This is a genomic window from Acidovorax sp. GW823-FHT01C06 (assembly GCF_058798375.1).
Genome location: NZ_JBXAKN010000012.1, coordinates 22,439 through 41,650 on the forward strand (window position 1 = coordinate 22,439; position 19,212 = coordinate 41,650).

General features: G+C 68.1%; 15 protein-coding genes and 1 pseudogene. 6 read left to right on the forward strand and 10 right to left on the reverse strand.

Features of this window, described 5'->3' with window-relative positions; genetic code table 11:
* Positions 1-91: 91 nt before the first annotated feature.
* Positions 92-2,287, reverse strand: a complete 2,196-nt coding sequence (locus AC1RCS_RS21180; protein ID WP_255591720.1) for a SulP family inorganic anion transporter — start codon at positions 2,285-2,287, stop codon at positions 92-94.
* A 72-nt stretch (positions 2,288-2,359) separates the two neighbouring features.
* Positions 2,360-3,235, reverse strand: a complete 876-nt coding sequence (gene ypfJ / locus AC1RCS_RS21185) for a KPN_02809 family neutral zinc metallopeptidase (RefSeq protein ID WP_218293637.1) — start codon at positions 3,233-3,235, stop codon at positions 2,360-2,362.
* 154 nt (positions 3,236-3,389) lie between these two features.
* Between ypfJ and pcp the strand changes: the two genes are divergently transcribed.
* The 3 genes from pcp to AC1RCS_RS21200 all read left to right on the forward strand — a co-directional run bounded on the left by pcp (position 3,390) and on the right by AC1RCS_RS21200 (position 6,791).
* On the forward strand, positions 3,390-4,067 hold the full coding sequence (gene pcp, locus AC1RCS_RS21190; protein ID WP_492245844.1) for a pyroglutamyl-peptidase I: 678 nt from the start codon (positions 3,390-3,392) through the stop codon (positions 4,065-4,067).
* Positions 4,068-4,137: 70 nt separating this feature from the next.
* Positions 4,138-5,103: a delta(1)-pyrroline-2-carboxylate reductase family protein gene (locus tag AC1RCS_RS21195; RefSeq protein WP_492245845.1), complete on the forward strand. Its 966-nt coding sequence runs from the start codon at positions 4,138-4,140 to the stop codon at positions 5,101-5,103.
* The gene (locus AC1RCS_RS21200) at positions 5,100-6,791 is read left to right on the forward strand and encodes a sensor domain-containing diguanylate cyclase (protein ID WP_492245846.1); all 1,692 of its coding nucleotides are present in this window, start codon (positions 5,100-5,102) and stop codon (positions 6,789-6,791) included. The genes AC1RCS_RS21195 and AC1RCS_RS21200 overlap by 4 nt, the downstream gene beginning before the upstream one ends.
* Before the next feature lie 59 nt (positions 6,792-6,850).
* Here AC1RCS_RS21200 and AC1RCS_RS21205 read toward each other — a convergent pair whose 3' ends face one another.
* From AC1RCS_RS21205 to AC1RCS_RS21220, 4 genes and pseudogenes are all read right to left on the reverse strand, one after another.
* The gene (locus AC1RCS_RS21205) at positions 6,851-7,210 is read right to left on the reverse strand and encodes a hypothetical protein (RefSeq protein ID WP_218293631.1); all 360 of its coding nucleotides are present in this window, start codon (positions 7,208-7,210) and stop codon (positions 6,851-6,853) included.
* A 157-nt stretch (positions 7,211-7,367) separates the two neighbouring features.
* A pseudogene (gene dcd, locus AC1RCS_RS21210) lies at positions 7,368-7,484 on the reverse strand (dCTP deaminase); the annotation flags it as partial.
* A 276-nt stretch (positions 7,485-7,760) separates the two neighbouring features.
* Positions 7,761-7,901, reverse strand: coding sequence for a hypothetical protein (locus AC1RCS_RS21215; protein ID WP_492245847.1), 141 nt, complete (start codon positions 7,899-7,901; stop codon positions 7,761-7,763).
* Between the two features lie 599 nt (positions 7,902-8,500).
* A complete protein-coding gene (locus AC1RCS_RS21220; protein ID WP_492245848.1) occupies positions 8,501-11,008 on the reverse strand; it encodes an IPTL-CTERM sorting domain-containing protein in 2,508 nt (835 codons plus the stop codon).
* A gap of 1,537 nt (positions 11,009-12,545) precedes the next feature.
* Between AC1RCS_RS21220 and AC1RCS_RS21225 the strand changes: the two genes are divergently transcribed.
* The 3 genes from AC1RCS_RS21225 to AC1RCS_RS21235 are packed head-to-tail and all read left to right on the forward strand — an operon-like array spanning position 12,546 to position 14,905.
* The gene (locus AC1RCS_RS21225) at positions 12,546-14,027 is read left to right on the forward strand and encodes a hypothetical protein (RefSeq protein ID WP_492245849.1); all 1,482 of its coding nucleotides are present in this window, start codon (positions 12,546-12,548) and stop codon (positions 14,025-14,027) included.
* A gap of 51 nt (positions 14,028-14,078) precedes the next feature.
* Positions 14,079-14,450 (forward strand): hypothetical protein, encoded by a 372-nt coding sequence (locus AC1RCS_RS21230; protein ID WP_492245850.1) that lies wholly within the window; start codon positions 14,079-14,081, stop codon positions 14,448-14,450.
* Positions 14,451-14,503: 53 nt separating this feature from the next.
* On the forward strand, positions 14,504-14,905 hold the full coding sequence (locus tag AC1RCS_RS21235; RefSeq protein ID WP_492245851.1) for a hypothetical protein: 402 nt from the start codon (positions 14,504-14,506) through the stop codon (positions 14,903-14,905).
* An 84-nt stretch (positions 14,906-14,989) separates the two neighbouring features.
* Here the strand turns inward: AC1RCS_RS21235 and AC1RCS_RS21240 are convergent, their stop codons facing one another.
* The 4 genes from AC1RCS_RS21240 to dcd (AC1RCS_RS21255) form a co-directional block, all read right to left on the reverse strand.
* Complete coding sequence (locus tag AC1RCS_RS21240) at positions 14,990-16,111, reverse strand: LuxR C-terminal-related transcriptional regulator (RefSeq protein WP_492245852.1); 1,122 nt, start codon at positions 16,109-16,111, stop codon at positions 14,990-14,992.
* A 7-nt stretch (positions 16,112-16,118) separates the two neighbouring features.
* Complete coding sequence (locus AC1RCS_RS21245; protein WP_492245853.1) at positions 16,119-17,228, reverse strand: helix-turn-helix transcriptional regulator; 1,110 nt, start codon at positions 17,226-17,228, stop codon at positions 16,119-16,121.
* A 4-nt stretch (positions 17,229-17,232) separates the two neighbouring features.
* The gene (locus tag AC1RCS_RS21250) at positions 17,233-18,354 is read right to left on the reverse strand and encodes a helix-turn-helix transcriptional regulator (RefSeq protein ID WP_492245854.1); all 1,122 of its coding nucleotides are present in this window, start codon (positions 18,352-18,354) and stop codon (positions 17,233-17,235) included.
* 220 nt (positions 18,355-18,574) lie between these two features.
* Positions 18,575-19,147: a dCTP deaminase gene (gene dcd, locus AC1RCS_RS21255; protein ID WP_056167817.1), complete on the reverse strand. Its 573-nt coding sequence runs from the start codon at positions 19,145-19,147 to the stop codon at positions 18,575-18,577.
* Positions 19,148-19,212 lie beyond the last annotated feature (65 nt).

Consider the following 19,212-nt stretch of genomic DNA (forward strand, 5'->3'; position numbering starts at 1 on the left):
TAGTGCAGGGCATGCACGGCGGCCATTCACTATGTTTTTGATAGCTGCCAGCGCATAGGGGACAAGCGCTGCATGCCATCTGGACGGAAAACTACTCCAGCACCGCCCGCAGCTGGCGGGTGGTGGCCGCCAGGCGCCTCGCCCCGATCTGGGCGAGGTTATTCATCACCGTGAGCGCCGCCTCCGGGTACTGGCGGGCCCACGCGTCGAAATGCGCGCGGGACAGGCGCACCAGGTGTGCGCTGCCCCGCTCGGCCCCGGCGCTGGCGCTGCGGGCCGCCCCATTGAGGAACGCCATCTCGCCAAATGCCATGCCCGGACCGACGGTGGCCAGGCGCAGCCCCTTTTCCGGGGGCCACTGCGTGACCAGGGTGATATGGCCCGACTGCACCACGAGCAGGTCGTGGTCGGTGTCGCCCGCATTGAAGACCACGCCGCGTGCCGGCACCGTCTCGCGCTCGAGCAAGGCCAGCAGGGCATCGCTCGCCGCGCGCGGCACGCCTTCCCCGATCTCGCCCAGCAGGTCCCGGGCGGGATGGGCCGGGCGCTGCTCGATGGGCCGCTGCGACAGGATGCCGGCCTCCGCCCATTCCAGGGCCCGGTCCACATCGGAAAAGGAGCGCACATGGTCCCTGGCCTGTTCGGCGGCCAGGGGGTCCAGCGCCGCCACGGCCGCCGCGATGCCCTGGTGGCCCAGGTCGCGCACCAGGGCGCGCAGCTGCGCGAGCGCGGTGCTGTCCCACGCGGGCACGCGCCCCGCATCGAGAATCACCCACCGGTGGCGCGGCTGCAGCAGCAAACGCACCTGCTCGGCCAGGTGGGCGGCCACGCCAAACGACATCACTCCCTGCAGCTCAAAGACGGCGATCTGGTTCATGCGCGGAACGAGCCAGGTGTCGGACCCGGCCCGGCGCAGGCGGCGCGAGCGCAGTTCGCCATCGAGCCGCACATGCCGCAGCACCTTGGCGGCCGAGTCGTGCAGCAGCACGAACGTGGCCACGACCAGGCCCGCCACCAGCGCGCCCACGCCGCCCATGACGGCGAACACCAGCGCCACCAGCCAGCTCTGCGCCCAGGTCACGCGCGAGCTGCGCGCATAGCGCAGCGACCACATGAGGCCAGGCACCTGCAGCAGCCCCGCCAGCACCAGGCCGCCCGCCAGGCAGGCCATGGGCACCCAGTGCAGCCACCATGCGCCCGTGGCGGCCACGCCCAGCATGATCGCCGCATGCCACCGCGGCGCGTCGCGCGAGGCCCCGGCCTGCGCCAGCACGATGCGCGAACGCGATGCGCTGGTCGATGCGGGGATCATTCCGGCCAGGCCGCACAGCGCTCCGAGCAGGCTCTCGCGGCGCAGGGCCAGGTTGGCATTGCCGCGCAGCCCGTGCTCCAGTTCCAGCTCCTGGTTGAACACCAGGATCTCCAGGCTGTTGACCAGGGCCATCAGCAAGGCCAGCACGACCAGCGCCGAGCCCTCCTGCTGGGCCAGCGCCATCCAGGGGATGCCCGTCCAGTCGGGCCACAGCGGCCCGGCGAAGCTGCTGGGCTGCACGGCGGGTGCGAACACGGCCCCCAGGCCGCCGCCCCACAGCCCGGCCAGCGCCACCCCCAGCGTGACCAGGACCACCGCGGACAGCAGGCCCGGCGAACGGGGCCAGCGGTGGCGCAGCGCCCAGGCGATGGCCACCACGGCCGCGGCCGCCAGCGCATGCCAGCCGGTGCGCGCGTCCCACAGCGCGTCGGGCCCCGCGCCAAACCCATTGCGCACCTGGCCCACCACCATGGACAAGCCCACCCCCGCGGCGAAGCCGTGGGTCACCGAGATCGGCAGGAACCGCGCCACGGAAGCGAGCCGCAATACACCCAGCAGCCACTGGAACACGAAGGCCAGCCCCACCGTCGCCCCGCTCACGGCCAGCACCTGGCGCGCGCTCAGGCCCAGCGCGGGGGCCGCGCCGTGGGCGGTGGCCAGCACCGCCGCGAACAGCAGCGCGACCACGGTGGTGGGCGCATACACCACGCCGGCGCGCGGCGCGGCCAGCGTGAGCAGCAGCCCCGGCAGCGCGGCGGACCACAGCGCCAGTGCCGCCAGCGGGTAGTCGCCCGCCAGCGGTGCGAACGCCAGCAGGCCCAGCCCCACCGCATGGGGCACCGTGACCGCCGCGGCCGACCATGCCGCCGCGACCCCCGAGGAGGGCGGCTGCGGCAGGGGCCCGGCCACCCCGCTGCTGGCGCCGCCGGAGGGACCGTGGGTCGAAGCCGTCGAAGACAAGGCGGTGGCGGACATGGCAACCGTGTTTTTTCTCAGGGCTTGCGGGCCGCCGGACACCGGGTGCAACCCGCCGCGGCGGCCAGCGCGCTACAGGCTGCGGGCCGAGAAGGTGTCGCAGGCCTTGACGCTGCCGTTTTGGAGCCCGTTGTTGAACCAGCGCTGGCGCTGGGCGCTGGTGCCATGGGTAAAGCTCTCGGGGACCACCGCGCCGCCGCTCGAGCGCTGCAGCGCATCGTCGCCAATCTTGGCGGCCGCGTTCATGGCCTCCTCCACATCGCCCTGCTCCAGGATCTGGCGCGCGTTCTGCGCATGGTGGGCCCACACGCCCGCGAAGCAGTCGGCCTGCAGTTCCAGGCGCACCGACAGCGCGTTGTATTCCGTCTTGCTCACGCGCCCGCGCATCTGGTCCACCTTGCCGCTGATGCCCAGCTGGTTCTGCACATGGTGGCCCACCTCATGCGCGATCACGTAGGCCTGCGCGAAATCGCCCGGGGCGCCCAGGCGGCTCTTGAGGGTCTCGTAGAAACCGAGATCGATGTAGACCTTCTGGTCGGCCGGGCAGTAGAACGGCCCCATGGCCGCCTGGCCCGTGCCGCAGGCCGTGGGCGTGGCTCCGCGAAACAGCACCAGGCGCGGTTCCTGGTAGCTGCCGCCACCCTGGCGGAACACGGCCTTCCACACGTCCTCGGTATCCGCCAGCACGGTCGAGACAAAACGGGCCATGGTGTCATCCGCCGGCGGGCGCTGGGCGGGCCCCTGCGACTGCACCTGCGCCGGGGGGCCGCCACCGCTGAGCAGCCCCAGGATGGTCAGCGGGTTGATGCCCAGCACCCAGCCGCCCACGAGGGCGATGACGATGGTGCCGATGCCGATGCTGCGTCCGCCAAAAACCGGCGATCCGCCGCCGCCTTCGCCGCGGCGGTCCTCCACGTTGTCCGATTCGCGATTGCCTTCCCATTTCATACCGTATCTCCAGCGCCCTCGCCCTGCGGAAGGCATTGCCGCCATATTACGCGCCCGGCAGGAACTCCAAGGGCAGATTACGATGGCCTGCCTGTCCGCGCCCCGCGGGCATGCTCCACCATCGACCTGGCCACAACCCGTCCGCACTCCCTCCATGCTCCACGACGCATCGCACTACGCCCCCCTCGCGGGCGGGGTCATCCTGCTCACCGGGTTCGACCCTTTCGGGGGCGACGCCCTGAACCCCAGCTGGCTCATCGCCGAGGCCCTGCACGGGCAGCACATCGCCGGCAATCGCGTGGTGGCCGCGCAACTGCCGACCGTGTTCGGGGAATCGCTGCAGCAGCTGCGGGCCTTGGCCGAGGCCCACCGGCCCGCGCTGATCGTCTGCCTGGGCCAGGCGGGCGGGCGCGGCGCGCTCTCGCTGGAACGGGTGGGCATCAACATCAACGATGCCCGCATTCCCGACAACGCCGGCCGCCAGCCCGTCGACACGCCCGTGGTGCCCGGCGGCCCCGCCGCCTACTTCGCGAGCCTGCCCGTCAAGGCCATGCTGCGCGCCGTGCAACGCGCGGGGGTGCCCTGCGAGGTGTCGCAGACGGCGGGCACCTTTGTCTGCAACCATGTGCTGTACGGGCTGATGCACATGCTGCAGGCGCAGGACGCGGACCTTCCGGGCACCCGCGGCGGCTTCGTGCACGTGCCCTGGCTGCCAGGCCAGGGCACGCCCCACCTGGCGCTGCGGGAGATGGTGCGCGGCATCCATGCCGCCCTGTGGGCCGCCATGCTGGTCCGCCACGACATCGCGCTGGGCGCCGGCGCCACGCACTGACTGAATGCCGGTCTCCGCACCACGGGCTTGCCCGCTTCCCCGGCACCATGGCCCTGTATAAAGTCTCGCGATGCCTTCCCACCTTCTTTCCGGATCCCCCCGCGCGCTGGACGCCGCGGCCACCGCGGCATGCCTTCCCTGGGATGCGCTCGCCGACGAGATCGCGGCCCTGCTGCGGGACGGTTCGGTGGCGGTTCCTGCGCGCACGGTGGTGGCGCTGGCCGGGGGCGCCAACCTGTTCGTCATGCCCGCGGCCGACAGCCGCGTGGCCATGGCCAAGCTCATCACACTGACACCAGGCAACGCGGGAACCCACCGCCCCGCGATCCAGGGGGATGTGGTGGTGTTTGATGTCGCGACCGGCGAGCGCCGCCTGGTCCTCGACGGCCCCACGATCACCGCGCGGCGCACCGCGGCGGTGTCGCTGCTGGGCGCACGGCACCTCGCGCGCGCGCCCGAGGGGCCACTGCTCATCGTGGGTGCCGGCGTGCAGGGCCTGGCCCACCTGGAGGCGTTTGTTCTGGGCATGGCGGTGCGCGAGGTGTGGGTGGCCTCGCGCAGCGCGGCCAGCGCCGAGGCGCTGGTCCGGCGCGCCCATGCGCTGGGCGCCCGGGCGCGCGTGGTGGCGAACGCGGACGACGCGGTGCCGCACTGCCCGCTGATCGCCACCTGCACGCCCGCGCACGCCGTCGTGCTGGCCGCGCCGCCACGACCCGATGCCTTCGTGGCGGCGGTGGGCGCCTACACCCCCGCGATGGCCGAGCTGGCGCCGGCCCTGTGCCGCCACGTGGCGCTGCGGGGACACATCGTGCTGGACAGCGACGATGCGCGCCACGAGGCCGGCGATCTGCTGCAGGCAGGAATGGATGTGAGCGTGCTGCCTACCTTGCGGGACGTGCTGCACGGCCGGCCCATCCCCCCGGAAGGCCCCGTGCTGTTCAAGAGCTGCGGCTGGGCAGGCTGGGACCTGGCGGCGGCACGCCTCGCGGTGCACCCGCCGGTGTCGACAGGGCACGCCCCGCGGGCCACGCCATGACCCCCCTCCGCTTCTCGGACCACAGCCTGCGCGCCCAGATCGCGCTGGTGTTCGGCGCGCTGGTGGTGGGCCTGGCGGTGCTGCTGTCCCTTGCCTTCGGAGAGCTGCTCAAGCGGCGCATCGAGCGCGATGCCGGCACCGCCCTGCAGGTGATCGCCGAGAACGCCGGCAAGCTGCTGGCCAACGGCTTGCTGGAACGCAGCCGGGAAGCCGAGGTGCTGGCCGCCGCCGAAGTGGTCTGGGTCAAGGGGCTGGACACCCCCGAAGGCCACCACATGCTGGCCCGCAGCCAGGCCACCCAGCCCCACAGCGTGTGGATCGGCGTGGCCGACGCCCAGGGGGTGGTGCGCACAGCCACGGGCGGCCTGCTCGTGGGCCAGAGCGTGGCTCAGCGGCCCTGGTTCCAGGAAGGTCTGCAGAAACTGCACGTGGGGGACGTGCACGCTGCCAAGCTGCTGGAAAAGCTGCTGCCCCCCAACCCCTCGGGCGAACCCTACCGGCTCGTCGACTTCGCGGCCCCCATCCGCATCGGCCCCACCACCGTGGGCGTGGTGGGCATCCATGGCAGCTGGGAATGGACCCGCGAGGTCATGGTCAGCCTCACGCCCGCGCACACCGAAGACAGCGCGGTGGAACTCTTTGTCTTTGACCGCGAGGGCCAGCTCATCTATGCCCCCGGCGGCCAGACCCAGGCCCTGCGGGAGGCCGGGCAGCACCTGCCGGCCGGGGCCGCGGCGCCCGGAGACCGGGCCGCCAGCCCGGCGGCCGTGGTGCCGTGGAGGGACGGCCGCAGCTACCTCACGGCGATGGTCCCGCTGCGGGCGCGCAGCAGCGCCAGCGACCTCGGATGGCGGGTCGTCGCCCGTGAGCCCGTGGAGCTGGCCTTCGCCGAGGCGAGCCGCACCGTGCGCATGGCCCTGGCCATCGGGCTGGCTGCCGCGCTTCTGGCCTCGGTGCTGGCCTGGCTGGCGGCACGCCGGCTGAGCGACGATCTGTACGCGCTGGCCGATGCCGCCAGCGCCGTGGAAGCCGAAAAGGCCGGGGCCCGCATTCCGCAGGCGCACAGCAGCCGCGAGGTGCGCCAGCTGTCAAGTGCCCTCGGGCGCATGACGCACCGGCTTCTGGCATCCCGCGAGGCCATGGAAGAGAAGGTGCGCGTGCGCACGCTGGAGCTGGAGGCGGCCAACCGCGCGCTGGACCTGCAGGCCCGCACCGATGCGCTGACCGGCCTGCTCAACCGCCGGGGCTTCGAAACGCAGATGGCGTTTGCGCTGGCGCTGGCCCGGCGCAGCGGCCGCCCCTTGAGCCTGATCACGATCGACGTGGACCATTTCAAGCGCGTGAACGACACCTACGGCCACGAGGCGGGCGACGAAGTCCTGCGCCGGCTGGCACGCACGCTGGAGGTGCGGCTGCGCAACTCGGACGTGGTGGCGCGGTTGGGCGGGGAAGAGTTCGTGGCGCTGCTGCCCGATACCGACCTGGCGGGCGCCCAGGCCATTGCCCAGTCCCTGGTCGCGGCCATGGCCGCGCAGCAGGACCCGGTGGTCGGGCTCATCACCGTGAGCGCCGGCGTGGCCAGCATGCGCAGCCTGCAGGACAACGGCACGGACCTCCTGCGCCGGGGCGACGCCGCGCTCTACGAAGCCAAGGGACAGGGACGCAACCGGGTCTGCGTGGAGGCCTGAGAAACGGAGGGTGAGTGGATGGGTGGATGGTGCCGCGCTGGCGCTTGGCCCGGTGCCACCTAGGCCCCGTCGATGTCCGCCACGACGGCGCAGCCTTGCGGGGCCGTCGCGTCGAAATAGGCCTGGAGCCGCTCGGCCAATGCATTCAGGCCGCCGTCGTTCGCGGCGCGCGCCATGGCAAGCTGTTCCAGCGCGTAGGGCCGGTGTCCCAGCATCATCGCGGTGTTCACGCAATGGCCCGCCGCCGCCATCTTGAGGACGAAGGCATTGAGCGATTCGCACGGCCAATAATGCGCCTGCGGCCCGCCGTGCGGCTGCGAGGGCGCGAACCCGAGGTCGCCCGCGCCACAGGCGGCGTGCAGGGAAAGGCCCGTACCCCGGGCCTTGGCGGGTGTGAACGGCGCAGCAAAGGTCAGCATGGGAGGACTCCTTCTTGCCCACCGCGACATCGGGGTGGCATGACACGATGCTAAGAACCTTACCTGCGCTTGCACTTCAGCCAACGGGCTGACGCGCTGTAGGACGCGGCCCCTGGCGGCCCGCCGGCCGCGCAGGCGGCCGATGTCAGGCCTTGGGCTCACACACGGCGTCCTTGTCGCTCTCGAAGAACAGCAACTGCGCGCAGCCCTCGCCCGCGTAGATGCGCGCGGGCAGCGGCGTGGTGTTAAAAAACTCCAGCGTCACGTAACCTTCCCTTGGAAACAAGTTGCATTGGGAATTGCTCAGGGCTGGGTGAATTCCAGCGAATTCACTAGGCTTCGGTTGCCATCGTCACCCACCAGGTACAAGCTCGTACCCTGCAATTCAAAATGCGCCGCAATGCACGACGGAGTTCTGGTAGTGGTCGCGGCACACTTGATCGCTCTTGAGCTTCCAGCTTTTGCCGACGTAGTGACCTCCTTTAGGACCGGAATCGAGCTTGCCGCCCGGCTTAAAGTACTTGCGGAACAGCCGCACCTGCCGGCTGCGCTACGCGGCCAATGGCTGCTCGGTCGTGCCGTACTTGACCACCGCGGACCAGCCGCCGTCCTGGCCCAGGATATGCCTCGCCGTGATGACTCCTGTCTCCGCAAGCCGGGACAGGGTGCCATGGCCGATTGTTTCTGCCATGCCTCGCCTCGGTGTTTCAATGAATCCGCCGTGCGGACAACAGTTGGCAGTTAACGCAAACAACAGTTGTTTGCAATGAAACTTGCCTTACCGCCCGAGGCGATGTGGCTACTCCTTGGCCATGTCCAAGTCCACCTGACCACGCTTGCCCTTGGCCGTGGTGGGCGAAGTCAACGTCATCTGGACGGTACCGTCGCGGCCACCTGGGAGCGCCTCGGAGAATTTGAGTGTGACGAGGGCCTCCGCCTCGCTCTTGAGCTCCAGCGCCACCGGGACCTCCCGGCCTGCGCAGGGGTCGTCCCTGTTGCTGGTGAACGTTCGCCACGTGTTGCCCCCCTTGCCGAGTTGCAGCTTGGCTTCTTACGACCTCTTGGCGCCCTGCCAAGTGACCTTCCAGGTCCCGTGGAAAGACTCTGGCGACTGGGCGAGGGCGATGGACGCGAACAGCGCGCCCAGGGTAGCAATACAGGCTTGTTTCATGAATGGGACTCTATTTCCTATGGATTCAGTTTGGCCCTGGCGCTTTGTGGACAAGCGCCAGAAGCTCTCATTTTCATAGCAAGTAGAAAAATCAACAGTGCGCTGGCAACCTTTCTCACCTAAACCCTGCGGCGCCACGCCAGCAAGCCCAGCAGGGCCGCCAGCAGCACCAACCCCCACTCGCCCAGCGTGGGAATCGCCGCAGCCCCGCCGGGGCCAGGCGCCGCCAGCACCGCAACACCGCCCGGATCGACGATGCGCCCATTGGGCGCGCCGCCCTCATCGTCGCCCGCGCCGCCGTCCACCAGCGTGAGCACCGCCTTGTTCGCGGCCAGCGCGGCACCCGCGAACGGCCCCCACGCGCCGCCCTGGCGCTTCCAGTATTGCGCGCCCTGCGCCAGTGTGCCGGGGTAAGTGATGTCCACGGTGACGGGCGAGGTATCGCAGCCGTTCAGCACGAAATCCAGCACGCCGTGCGGAAAGCTCGGGCCCGCAGGCGCACCCGCGCTGGCGGCGGAAAGCAGCCGCACGCTCTCGAACGCACAGGTGGCTCCACCGCCCGAGACCGCCACCGCGACGGGGCCCGAGCCCGTGGACGACGGGGCCGAGAAAGCCTTGCTGTCGGCCAGCGGCGTGGCGGGGTTGGAGGGCAAGGGGGAGGTGGCGCTGCCCGCGCCGTTGGTGGCCTGCACGGTGAAGGTCTGGGTCTGCCCGTTGGGCAGGCCGGTGAACGTGCAGGTGGTGGCCGTGGGCGGTATGGGCGTGCAGGTTTGCCCGCCTGGCTGGGCGATGACCACGTAGCTGGTGATGCCGCCGCCGGTGTCGGCGGGCACCGTCCACGTCACCGTGACCTGACCGCTGCCGGTGGGCGTGGCCAGGATATGGGTGGGCACGCCGGGGAAGCTAGCGTTGATCACCACGCTCTGAATCTGCTGCGCGGCGGCGCTCCAGAGGGCATCGCCCGCCTGGTTGGCCGCGATGGTGCAAGTGCCCGCACTCACCATGGCTACCGTACTGCCCGACACGGTGCACACGCCCGGCGCCTGGCTGGTGTAGACGATGGCCGCGCTCGACAGGCCCGTGGCCAGCGGGCTGATGACAAAGGTGCCACCCGATGCAAACGGGCGGGACGCCTGCGTGGGGAAAGTGATGGTGTTCACGCCCAGGCCAATGGCAACGCTGCTGGTGGCTTGCAGCGCGGCGGCCCAGGCGGCACTGCCCGGCTGGTCGGCCGTGAGAACGCAGGCGCCCACGCCGGTCATCGTCACCGTGGTGCCCGACACCATGCAGACAGCCGCGTTCTGGCTGCCGTAGGTCAGCGGCTGACCCGACGTGACGCTGGCCATGGGGGCAATGGCGAAACTACCGCTGGGGGTGTAGCTGCGGTTGGCCACCGTCTGGGGCAGGAAGGTGATGGTTTGCGTGCCCTGGGGTGTGATGGTGTTGCTTGCCGTGGAAGAAGTGGCCGTGACCCCCTCGGCATTGGCCGCCGTCACGGTAAAGCTGTAGGACGTGCCATTGGTCAGCCCCGCCACCACGCAACTGACATCCCCCGGCCCTGCGGTGCAGCCGCTGCCACCACCTGCCACGGTGTAACCTGCCAGCGCACTGCTGCCACTGGACGCGCTGGGCGTCCAGCTCACCGTGGCTTGCCCGCTGCCTGGCGCGCCCAGCGCGGCCTGCACGCTGGTGGGCATGGCGGGGGCAACAACCTGGCGGTTGACGGTCACGGTATAGGTGCGGGTGGATACTTCGTCGCCCGACGTCACCGCCACGCTCAGGTTGTTGCCACCGGGGTTCAGCGCAATGGGCGCCGATGCGCTGCCGCTGACTGTGGGCACGCCATTGACCGTAATGGCTGCGTCATTCATCCACGCCGTGGGCACGAGCGTGGCGTTGGCGGCCCCCTGCACGGTGGCGGTGTAGTTCAGCGTGGCACTGTTGAATGCGGGGGACAAGGCCACGGGGCTGCTACCCACGACCAGCGCGAGATCAAGCAGGCGCGATTCACTGGAGAGTGCCCCGTTGGCGCTTTTGAACACGCCGCTGCCAAGGGTTCCGGCATAGATCGTTGTAGGTGTCGCGGGGTCGACGGCCAGGGAATACAGGGCGATATTGGCCAAGCCAGTCTTTGTGGCCGACCAGTGAGCACCGCCATCATCGCTCTTGAAAACGCCGTCACTGGCGCCGGCATACAGTGTCGAGGGCGTGGTGGGGTCGATGGCTAAAGCGTAGGGCGTCTCGGGCAACCCCGCCTGGGCACTTACCCAACTGGCGCCCCCATCGGTGCTTTTCAGTAGCCCGACGTAGCGGATAGCTGCGTACACAGTCGCAGAACTGTCGATCACCAAGACAGGGATTTCCCCACCTGCCCTGCTTACCGTCCAACTCGCCCCTGCATCGGTGCTTTTGTAAATTCCGCCCGTATTGAGACCCGCATAGAGCGTGGACGGCGAAGTGGGATCAATCGCCAGTGAAAACACGTACTCGGCCGGCAGCCCGGTACTGACCGGCAGCCAGGCGGCGCCCCCGTTGGTACTCTTGAACACGCCGATGTTGGTAGCCGCATACAGCACGGCCGGCGCCGCCGGGTTGATGGCCAACGCGAGAACCGTGTAGGTCGTCATTCCACTGTTGGATGGCGCCCAGGACGCTCCGCCGTTCACGCTTTTAAAAATGCCCCCGCTCCAAGTCCCTGCATAAAGTGTCGTGGGTGTACCCGGATCCATGGCCAATGCGCGGATGTCGGTAACCGTAAGACCCGCGTTGACCGCAGACCAGTGCATCCCGGCATCGTTGCTCTTGAAGACTCCGCCCGCCTCGACGCCCGCATAGACGGTAGAAGGCGAGACCGGATCAATCATCAGCGCGCGCACCGTACTGCTCGTAAGGCCGGTATTCGTCATCGCCCAGTTGGCCCCCCTATCCACGCTGCGGAATACGCCTCCAGAAGCGCCCATGTACACATTCGAAGCATGGATGGCCACCGACCTCACTCCAAGGCTCGGCCAATCCCCGGGCCCATGCTCAGCCCAAGTCAGCCCTGCATCCAGGCTTCTATACAAACGGCCATCGGTGCCGGCATAGACCGTCGAAGAGGCTGCAGGGTCGATGGCGATGGATATCGGCTGTTGGAACAATCCACTGCCCGCCGCAGACCAGTTGGCCCCGCCATCCATGCTCTTCATCATCAAGGGCCCCATGCTGCCCCCCGCATAGAGTGTGGCAGGGTTGGCGGGATCGATCGCCAGGGCACGCACGCCGCCAGTCGCCAAGCCTGTGGCGGACCAACTGGCGCCAGCGTCAACACTTTTGAAAACGCCCCCACCCGACGTGCCCACGTACAGTGTTGAAGGCGTAACGGGGTCAATCGCCAATGCAGCCGAATAGGTGCTCGTCAGCCCGAGGCTGGCAGCCGCCCAGTTCGCGCCGCCATCAACGCTCTTGAACACGCCGCTGTAGGTGCCTGCATACAAAGTAGTGGGCAAAGCGGGGTCGATTGCCAATGACAGCACGTAGGCTCCTGCAAAGCCGGGGCTGGCAATCGCCCAGTTCATGCCCCCATCCGTACTCTTGAAAACCCCGCCGCCACTGGTGCCGGCATACACCGTGGTCGAAGCCGTGGGATCGACGGCAACGGCAGCCACGAACCTGCGCGTCAACCCGTTGCTGGCTGGCGCCCAGTTCGCACCGGCATCGGTGCTTTTGAACACTCCGCCACCTTCAGTGCCGACATAAAGGGTCGTGGGCAGATTGGGGGCCACGGCCAATTGATTAATCCAGCCGCCCTCCGGCCCCAAGGTCTGCTCCCAGGCATTCGCCGCCCAGGCGGTAGACATACATCCCCAGGCGAGGACAAAGCTCAGCGCCAGCGCCAGCGCCAGCGCGAGTAGCCAGCGTAGTCGCCCAACAATGAGTTCACAGGGTTCTTTGTCTCCAGCGCTTTCTGGACAGGCGGTAGCAGCTCTTATTTTCATAGTGATTTTTTGAATAAACGCAGGCGCCCCAAATATCCCTGCTGCCGCAGCCGCGCGCCATCCTGCATTTGTAGGATGGCGCGGGCACGGCCCGGTCGGTAGGCTGAACGTGTGGTGGACGAGGGGAGTGGCGCAGGCCCGCCTCCGCCGCGACGACTGCACATTCATCGAAGAAAGGCCCACTGACATGACGATCCCAAAAACCACCTTGTGGCGCTGCTCGGCGCTTGCCAGCGCCGTTTTCGCACTGTCCGCCTGCGGCGGAAGTGGCGGGGGCGATGCCGACCCACCCGCCGAGCCTCCGGCTGCGGCTCCCACCACGCAGGAGCTGGTGGCGGCCTACGTGAAGGCCACCGAGGCGGTGCTGGCCCAGCAGATGCCCGCCAGCGGCGCCGAGCGCTTTGCGCTGGTGGATGCGTGCTACCTGGGCAACGGCAGCACAAAGGACATGCTGGTGTCCAACTGGAGCGCCGCGCAGGCGCAAAACACCGCCTATCTGGTGGGGCGCAAGATGGCCAACGTGCAGGTACTTGCAGAGCGCAAGACCACCAACGCCGACGGCTCGGCGCGGCACGAGGTGGACATCGGCTACGACGAGCAATACGCGGACGGCACCGCCGGCACCGGGTTGACCGAAACGCTGGTGGCCGGCAGCACCAGCGGCACCTGCGCCGCGCCGCAGACGGGCGATGCCCTCCGCGCGCTGGGCAACCGGCGCGTGGCGGCGGTGGGGCTGCTGTCGCGCAACCGGCTGGATGTACGCCGCCAACTCGCCAACGGAGAGCCGACCGTACAGCGGCCCAATGCGCTGCGACGCGAGGTGTTGTTCAGCATTACCGACCCGGCCAAGGTGGCGACCTATGCGGTGGTCTCCTGGACATCTGGCCAGGGCGGCAGCACGGCCCGCTCGCTCAAGTTCCTGTCGCCACGCATTGCACGCGATGCACCGGAAATGCAGGGCTTGCCCGGGAACGCCAGCTACGGTGACGGCGACCGCTTCCGCCAATGCGCCGCGAGTGACAACGGCACCGACGCCGCCACCGCCGACTGCACCACACTGGGGGTAACGTCGGACACGTGGGGATGGACCTTCGTGCTGAACAGCAACAACCCCAGCACCGCAGACCTAGCCATTGCGGATGCCGGCTTTGCAGCACAGGGCCTGGACACGGCAGGCGCCGAGTTCACCTTCGCCCTCTACGCCGACGACGGCTGGAAGACGGTGAACGGTCAACAAGGCAAGACGCCGGTAGCCATCTACAAGACGAAGCTCAAGAACGCCTCTTACCCGTTTGCGCAACTGCCGTTGTCGTCGTACCCCATGTTCACCAGCATTGCGCCCGAAGAGGCCAATATCGCGGCGGCTTTCAAGGCAACCGGCGGCACGGCCACGGCCGAACTGCAAGCGGCCAAGCAGCCCGCTGGCGGGTCACCCTTGGCGGCCCCCACCCTGTATTCCTTCCGCCAAGGCCCCAAGGACGCGTCGGCCACCGGCCCCGCCACCGTGCGCACGCCCATCATGGCCGGGACGGTCGCGAACGGTAAAACGGCCACCATCCCCTTTGGCGGCAAGCCTGAAGGCGCATCGGCCAGCACGTATGGCGAATTCGGCCTGACCTACGCCGACCGCAATGGCCGGGAGATGTTCTATAGCCTGAGCTACCGCTGAAACGCCACGACGCCGCGCCCGACACCAATCACAAGGACAAGAGGATTCGCAATGAAGACCATTCAGAGATTACTGCTGATCGCCGTCGCAATGGCCATGGGCACCAGCGCCATCGCCCAAACCGCCGACTTCCCCGAAGGCGCCGAACAGTTGACGCAAGAAGCCTTGCGCGAGGCCCTGGCTGGCAAGGTGTTCTCCATGACCCCAGTGAAAGGACCCGACTGGCGCTGGCAGTTCGACAACAACGGCTATTTCTTCTTCAACGCGGGCAGCTACACCAATTCCGGAAAGTGGAGCACCAAGGACAGCACCGTGTGCCAGGACACGGGCAAGACCACCGGCTGCAACCCGATGCGGCAAAAAGACGGCGTGCTGTACCTCAAGCGGGACAACGGTGAACTGCTGACCTTCAAGCCACAGTGATCCAGCCACCTCGCTCATTCATTCATTCACTCATTCGTTCATCCTTCATCGCCATGCGTCACGTTCAACACACCCTCCCCACCTGCCTCGCAGTCGCCACGCTGTGGGGCGCGGCCGGCATCGCCACCATCGCGCACGCTCAGACGCCCGCACCCTTCGTGGGCATCTGGACGGTGGCGTGGCAAGGCGTGCGAACACCCCAGCAGGCGCGGCTTGTCATCACCGAGTCCGGGGGCACCTACAAAAGCAATGCAACCTCGAGGGACGACCCCTGCGTGGGCAAGCAAGTACCCATCGTGCTCGAAGACGTCGATGGCGAGGAGGCCACAGTGCTCCTGAAGTTTTCAGAAGCGCTTCACGGCTGCACCGACAGAAAGCTCAAGATCAAGAAGGTCGACGACAAGAACATGATGGGCTCGTTCGGCAAAACGGCGGCGACCATCACGCGCGACTAACACGTCGCCAAGATGCTAGATTTTTAATAGCACTTTTCGCTGACTGCGAAAGCGCTGCAGGTCATTTTCCCTTTGACCACCGCCCTACCCGACCCGCAGAGCCTGCAGCAATTGCACCAGCTCCACCTGCCTGCGGCACCCTGTCTTGCCCAACAGATTGGCCAAGTGAGTGCGAGCGGTGTTCCAGGTGCAGCCCTGGATGGCGGCGAAGTCCTTGACGGTCTTGCCCGATGCCAGCAGCAGGGCCAGCCGGGCTTCGGTGGGCGACAGGCCCAGCATGTCACCCACCAGCGCGTGGTCCATGCCGGCCATGGCGCCCCCGGGTATGGCCGCCACGACCAGTGCCATGGGCACTTGGCGCAGTGCGGCCCAGGCGTGGTGGGCCTGCAGCGGCAACACGGTGACGGCCAGCCGCTGCGGCCCCTCTTCCGGCAGGGCCAGGACGGCGGCCCGGCCCGGGCTGGCGCAGGCGGCGGCAACCAGTTGGCGCAGTTGCGCATGCGCCGCGCCGTCGGCGCAGCCCATGCCCCCCTGCCGGGTGCGCAATGCTCCGGGTGCCGCCAGTAGCCGCTCCATGGCGGCATTGGCGTGGTGGATGCGGCATTGCGCATCCACCACGGCGATGCCCTGGCGCAGGCTGTCCAGCGCTGCCATGCCCAGGGTGGCGTTGCGCGCCAGGCTGAGCATGCGCGCGCGCAGGCGGGCTGCGCGGGCGATGTCGGGCACCAGCCGCTCGATGAAGCGCTTGTCGTGCGCCGAATAGGGCTTGGCGTCCCGGGGGCGCATGAAACTGATGAGGTCTGACGCACTGCCCTCCTTGCGCACGGCGATGCCCGCCGTGTGCCGGAGGCCCAGGGGGATAAGCCAGTCCGCGTACACGGGGTTGTGCAGCGCTTCGCGCTGGCTGAAGTGCTCGTGGTCCAACATGATCCCACCCGGCGCGAGACCCAGCGTCGCTGCCAGGCGCAGGTCGCAGCCCGCGTGCTGTGTTTCGTATTCGGCCATGTGCCCGGCATGCAGGCCAAAGCTCTCCAGGTTGCCCACGCTCTCGGGCGTGGGCGCACCGCTGGCGTCCAGCGTGAAGCAATGGAACACGCCTGCCTGCAGCCGGGCACGCATGGCATCCATGCCCGCGTGCCACGCATGGGGCTGCAACACACCCTCGTAGAAAAGGCCGGCGATGGCTTCAGGTTCCTGATGGCGCATGTGCTTTTCAACCCATGCGCAGCGACTGCAGCAGGCCCACCAACTCCGCCTGGCGGCGGCAACCCGTGCGGCGCAGAAGCTGCGCCAGATGCGCGCGGGCGGTGTTCCAGGTGCAGCCCTGGATGACGGCGAAGTCCTTGACGGTCTTGCCCGATGCCAGCAGCAGCGCCAGACGCGCTTCCGTGGGCGACAGACCCAGCATGTCGGCCAGCAGGCCAGGGGTCAGGCCGCCAGGGGCGTCCGGGTCTACCAGGACCACCAAGGCCATGGGCACCTGGCGAAGCGCTGCTGCATGATCAGCCTTAAGCGGTAGCACCGTGACCACAAGGCGAGACAAGCCGCCTTCAGGCCGGATGGCCCCTGCAGCGGTGGGTCCTGCACTGGCGCACGCAGCGGCCACAAGAGCCTGCCACCGGGCCTGGGACGCGCCATCACGGCAGTGCACCCGCCCGTACCGGACGCCTATCGAACCGTCCCGAGCAAGCAGCCTGGCGGCGGCGGCATTGCCATGCTGCACGCGACATTGCGCATCCACCACCGCGATGCCGTGCGGCAAGGCATCCAACGCCGCCAGGCCCAGGGCCGCCTGGCGGGCCAGCGGCCTGGCCTGCGCGCGCAGGCGGGTGGCGCGCAGCAGGTCGGGCATGAGCTGTTGCGCGAGGCGGCGGTCGGCATCGCCGAACGGGCGCTGGTCCCGATGGCGCATGAAACCCACGTATTCCTGCACGGTTCCTTCCACGCGCTGCATCAGCACCATGGTGTGCTTCATGCCCAGCGAGGCCAACCATTCCGCGTAGATGGCGCTGCGCGACATTTCGCGAGCGCTGAAGTGTTCATGGTCGAGCATGGCCTGCCCTTGGCACAGCCCCATGACCACGGGTAACCGCTCATCCGTCATGGCGTAGTGCTGTTCATAGGTGGCGACCGCTTCTGCGTCGTCAATGCCACCGCTGGCAACGCTGTCCACGACCGTGCCCAGTTGGTGGTCCAGCGCAAGCTGGTGGAACTTGAAACCGCCGACGGCATGGTTGAAGGCGTCCATGGCGCCATGCCAGTCTTCGGGCGACAGCACGCCGTCATACAGCAGGCCGGCAATGGTTTTGATCCGCCTCTGCATAGGGTCAACCCAGCCGCAATGACTGCAGCAGCCCGACCAGTTCCGTCTGCCGGCGGCAGCCCGTCCTGCGCAGGAGTTGCGCCAGGTGCGCGCGGGCGGTGTTCCAAGTGCAGCCCTGCAGGGCTGCGAAGTCCTTGACGGTCTTGCCCGATGCCAGCAGCAACGCCAGGCGCGCCTCGGCGGGCGACAGGCCCAGCACTTCGCCGATCAGGTCCGGGTTCAGGCCGCCAGGCGCCGCAGGGTTGGTGATCACCACCAGGGCCAGCGGCATTTGCCAATGCGCGGCCGCTGCGTGGCTGGCCTGGAGCGGCAGAACCGTGACCACCAGCCGCCCATGCTCCCCCGCAAGGCTTTGCACGCCAGCAGCAGCCGGCCCTTGGCATCCGCAAGCCTGCACAATGTGCTGCAGCAGTTGCGCATGGTCCGGAGCGTCGCTGCAATGCAGCCGTCCACGGCGCACCCGCAGCGCATCGGTGCTGGCCAGCAGGCGGTGGGCTGAAGGGTTGCCGTACTGTATGCGGCATTGCGCATCGACCACGGCGAGGGCTTGCGGCAGCGTGTCGAGCGCCGCCAGCCCCAATGCGGCCTGCCGAGCCATGTGGCTCGCGCGGGCGCGCAGTGCGGCGGCGCGGCGCAGGTCGGGCATCAGTTGGTGGACCAGCGCCTTGTCATTCGCTCCATAGGGCGCATGGTCCGCCGGGCGTATGAATCCCAGGAAATCGCGCGCGCCGCCTTCGTCGCGCACCAGCGCCCCCAGCGTATGTTGAAAGCCGTGGGGGCGCAGAAAGTCGGTGTACACGATGTTGCGCGACCTCTCGCGCGTGCTGATGTGCTCGTGGTCCAGCATGATTTGCCCCACGGGCATTTGCGCCAGGGCGGCCATGCGCAGATCGTGGCCGATGTAATGATCTTGGTACTCGCGCAGTTTCTCGGCGTGCAGGCCCGCCTTGCCTTGGTTGTCCACGCCGTTGAACACCTGGGAACTGGCGGTGTCCAACGTGAAGTAGTCGAACAGCCCGGCGCCTAGCGACCCGCGCAGGGCATCGAGACCGTCATACCAGCCTTGCGGAGACAGCACGCCGTCGTACAGAAATCCAGCGATGCGGCGGATGGATTCTTCCCTCATGCAGGAATTCTAGTAACAGTTGTGTCCATCACGCCATCCATGGTTGCCCCTCCTCCCAGGCCATGGATCTGCTCCTGCAGCACAGCATGCTGGCACCCGCATTGCATCGCCAAGGAGCTCTGCAGTTTGACGTCCGCGCAGCGCTTAGAAACCGTAATAGGGTAATACGCGCTGTAGGACGCGGCCCCTGGCGGCCCGCCGGCCGCGCAGGCGGCCGATGTCAGGCCTTGGGCAGGGTCACGCCCACCTGGCCCTGGTACTTGCCCCCGCGGTCGCGGTAGCTCACCTCGCACACGTCGTCCTTGTCGCTCTCGAAGAACAGCACCTGCGCGCAGCCCTCGCCCGCGTAGATGCGCGCGGGCAGCGGCGTGGTGTTGGAGAACTCCAGCGTCACGTAGCCTTCCCACTCGGGCTCGAACGGGGTCACGTTGACGATGATGCCGCAGCGCGCATAGGTGCTCTTGCCCAGGCAGATGGTGAGCACGTTGCGCGGGATGCGGAAGTACTCCATCGTTCGGGCCAGCGCGAAGCTGTTGGGCGGGATGATGCAGCTGTCGCCATGGAAGTCCACGAAGCTCTTCTCGTCGAAGTTCTTCGGGTCCACCACGGTGCTGTGGATGTTGGTGAACACCTTGAATTCGGGCGCGCAGCGGATGTCGTAGCCATAGCTGCTGGTTCCGTAGCTGATGATCTTGCGGCCCTCGGCCTCGCGCACCTGGCCTGGCTCGAAAGGCTCAATCATGCCGTGCTCGGCCGCCATGCGGCGGATCCATTTGTCGCTCTTGATGCTCATAGCAGAACTCCCTGCGCTGTGGCCCGCACAGTGGTGGACTGTCGGGCGCTATTAAATACGTAGCT

Excerpts from the sequence above, each read along its gene's own strand:
- AC1RCS_RS21180 (WP_255591720.1), bottom strand. The coding sequence starts at position 2,287 with ATGTCCGCCACCGCCTTGTCTTCGACGGCTTCGACCCACGGTCCCTCC.
- ypfJ (WP_218293637.1), bottom strand. The coding sequence starts at position 3,235 with ATGAAATGGGAAGGCAATCGCGAATCGGACAACGTGGAGGACCGCCGC.
- pcp (WP_492245844.1), top strand. The coding sequence starts at position 3,390 with ATGCTCCACGACGCATCGCACTACGCCCCCCTCGCGGGCGGGGTCATC.
- AC1RCS_RS21195 (WP_492245845.1), top strand. The coding sequence starts at position 4,138 with ATGCCTTCCCACCTTCTTTCCGGATCCCCCCGCGCGCTGGACGCCGCG.
- AC1RCS_RS21200 (WP_492245846.1), top strand. The coding sequence starts at position 5,100 with ATGACCCCCCTCCGCTTCTCGGACCACAGCCTGCGCGCCCAGATCGCG.
- AC1RCS_RS21205 (WP_218293631.1), bottom strand. The coding sequence starts at position 7,210 with ATGCTGACCTTTGCTGCGCCGTTCACACCCGCCAAGGCCCGGGGTACG.
- AC1RCS_RS21215 (WP_492245847.1), bottom strand. The coding sequence starts at position 7,901 with ATGGCAGAAACAATCGGCCATGGCACCCTGTCCCGGCTTGCGGAGACA.
- AC1RCS_RS21220 (WP_492245848.1), bottom strand. The coding sequence starts at position 11,008 with ATGACGACCTACACGGTTCTCGCGTTGGCCATCAACCCGGCGGCGCCG.
- AC1RCS_RS21225 (WP_492245849.1), top strand. The coding sequence starts at position 12,546 with ATGACGATCCCAAAAACCACCTTGTGGCGCTGCTCGGCGCTTGCCAGC.
- AC1RCS_RS21230 (WP_492245850.1), top strand. The coding sequence starts at position 14,079 with ATGAAGACCATTCAGAGATTACTGCTGATCGCCGTCGCAATGGCCATG.
- AC1RCS_RS21235 (WP_492245851.1), top strand. The coding sequence starts at position 14,504 with ATGCGTCACGTTCAACACACCCTCCCCACCTGCCTCGCAGTCGCCACG.
- AC1RCS_RS21240 (WP_492245852.1), bottom strand. The coding sequence starts at position 16,111 with ATGCGCCATCAGGAACCTGAAGCCATCGCCGGCCTTTTCTACGAGGGT.
- AC1RCS_RS21245 (WP_492245853.1), bottom strand. The coding sequence starts at position 17,228 with ATGCAGAGGCGGATCAAAACCATTGCCGGCCTGCTGTATGACGGCGTG.
- AC1RCS_RS21250 (WP_492245854.1), bottom strand. The coding sequence starts at position 18,354 with ATGAGGGAAGAATCCATCCGCCGCATCGCTGGATTTCTGTACGACGGC.
- dcd (WP_056167817.1), bottom strand. The coding sequence starts at position 19,147 with ATGAGCATCAAGAGCGACAAATGGATCCGCCGCATGGCGGCCGAGCAC.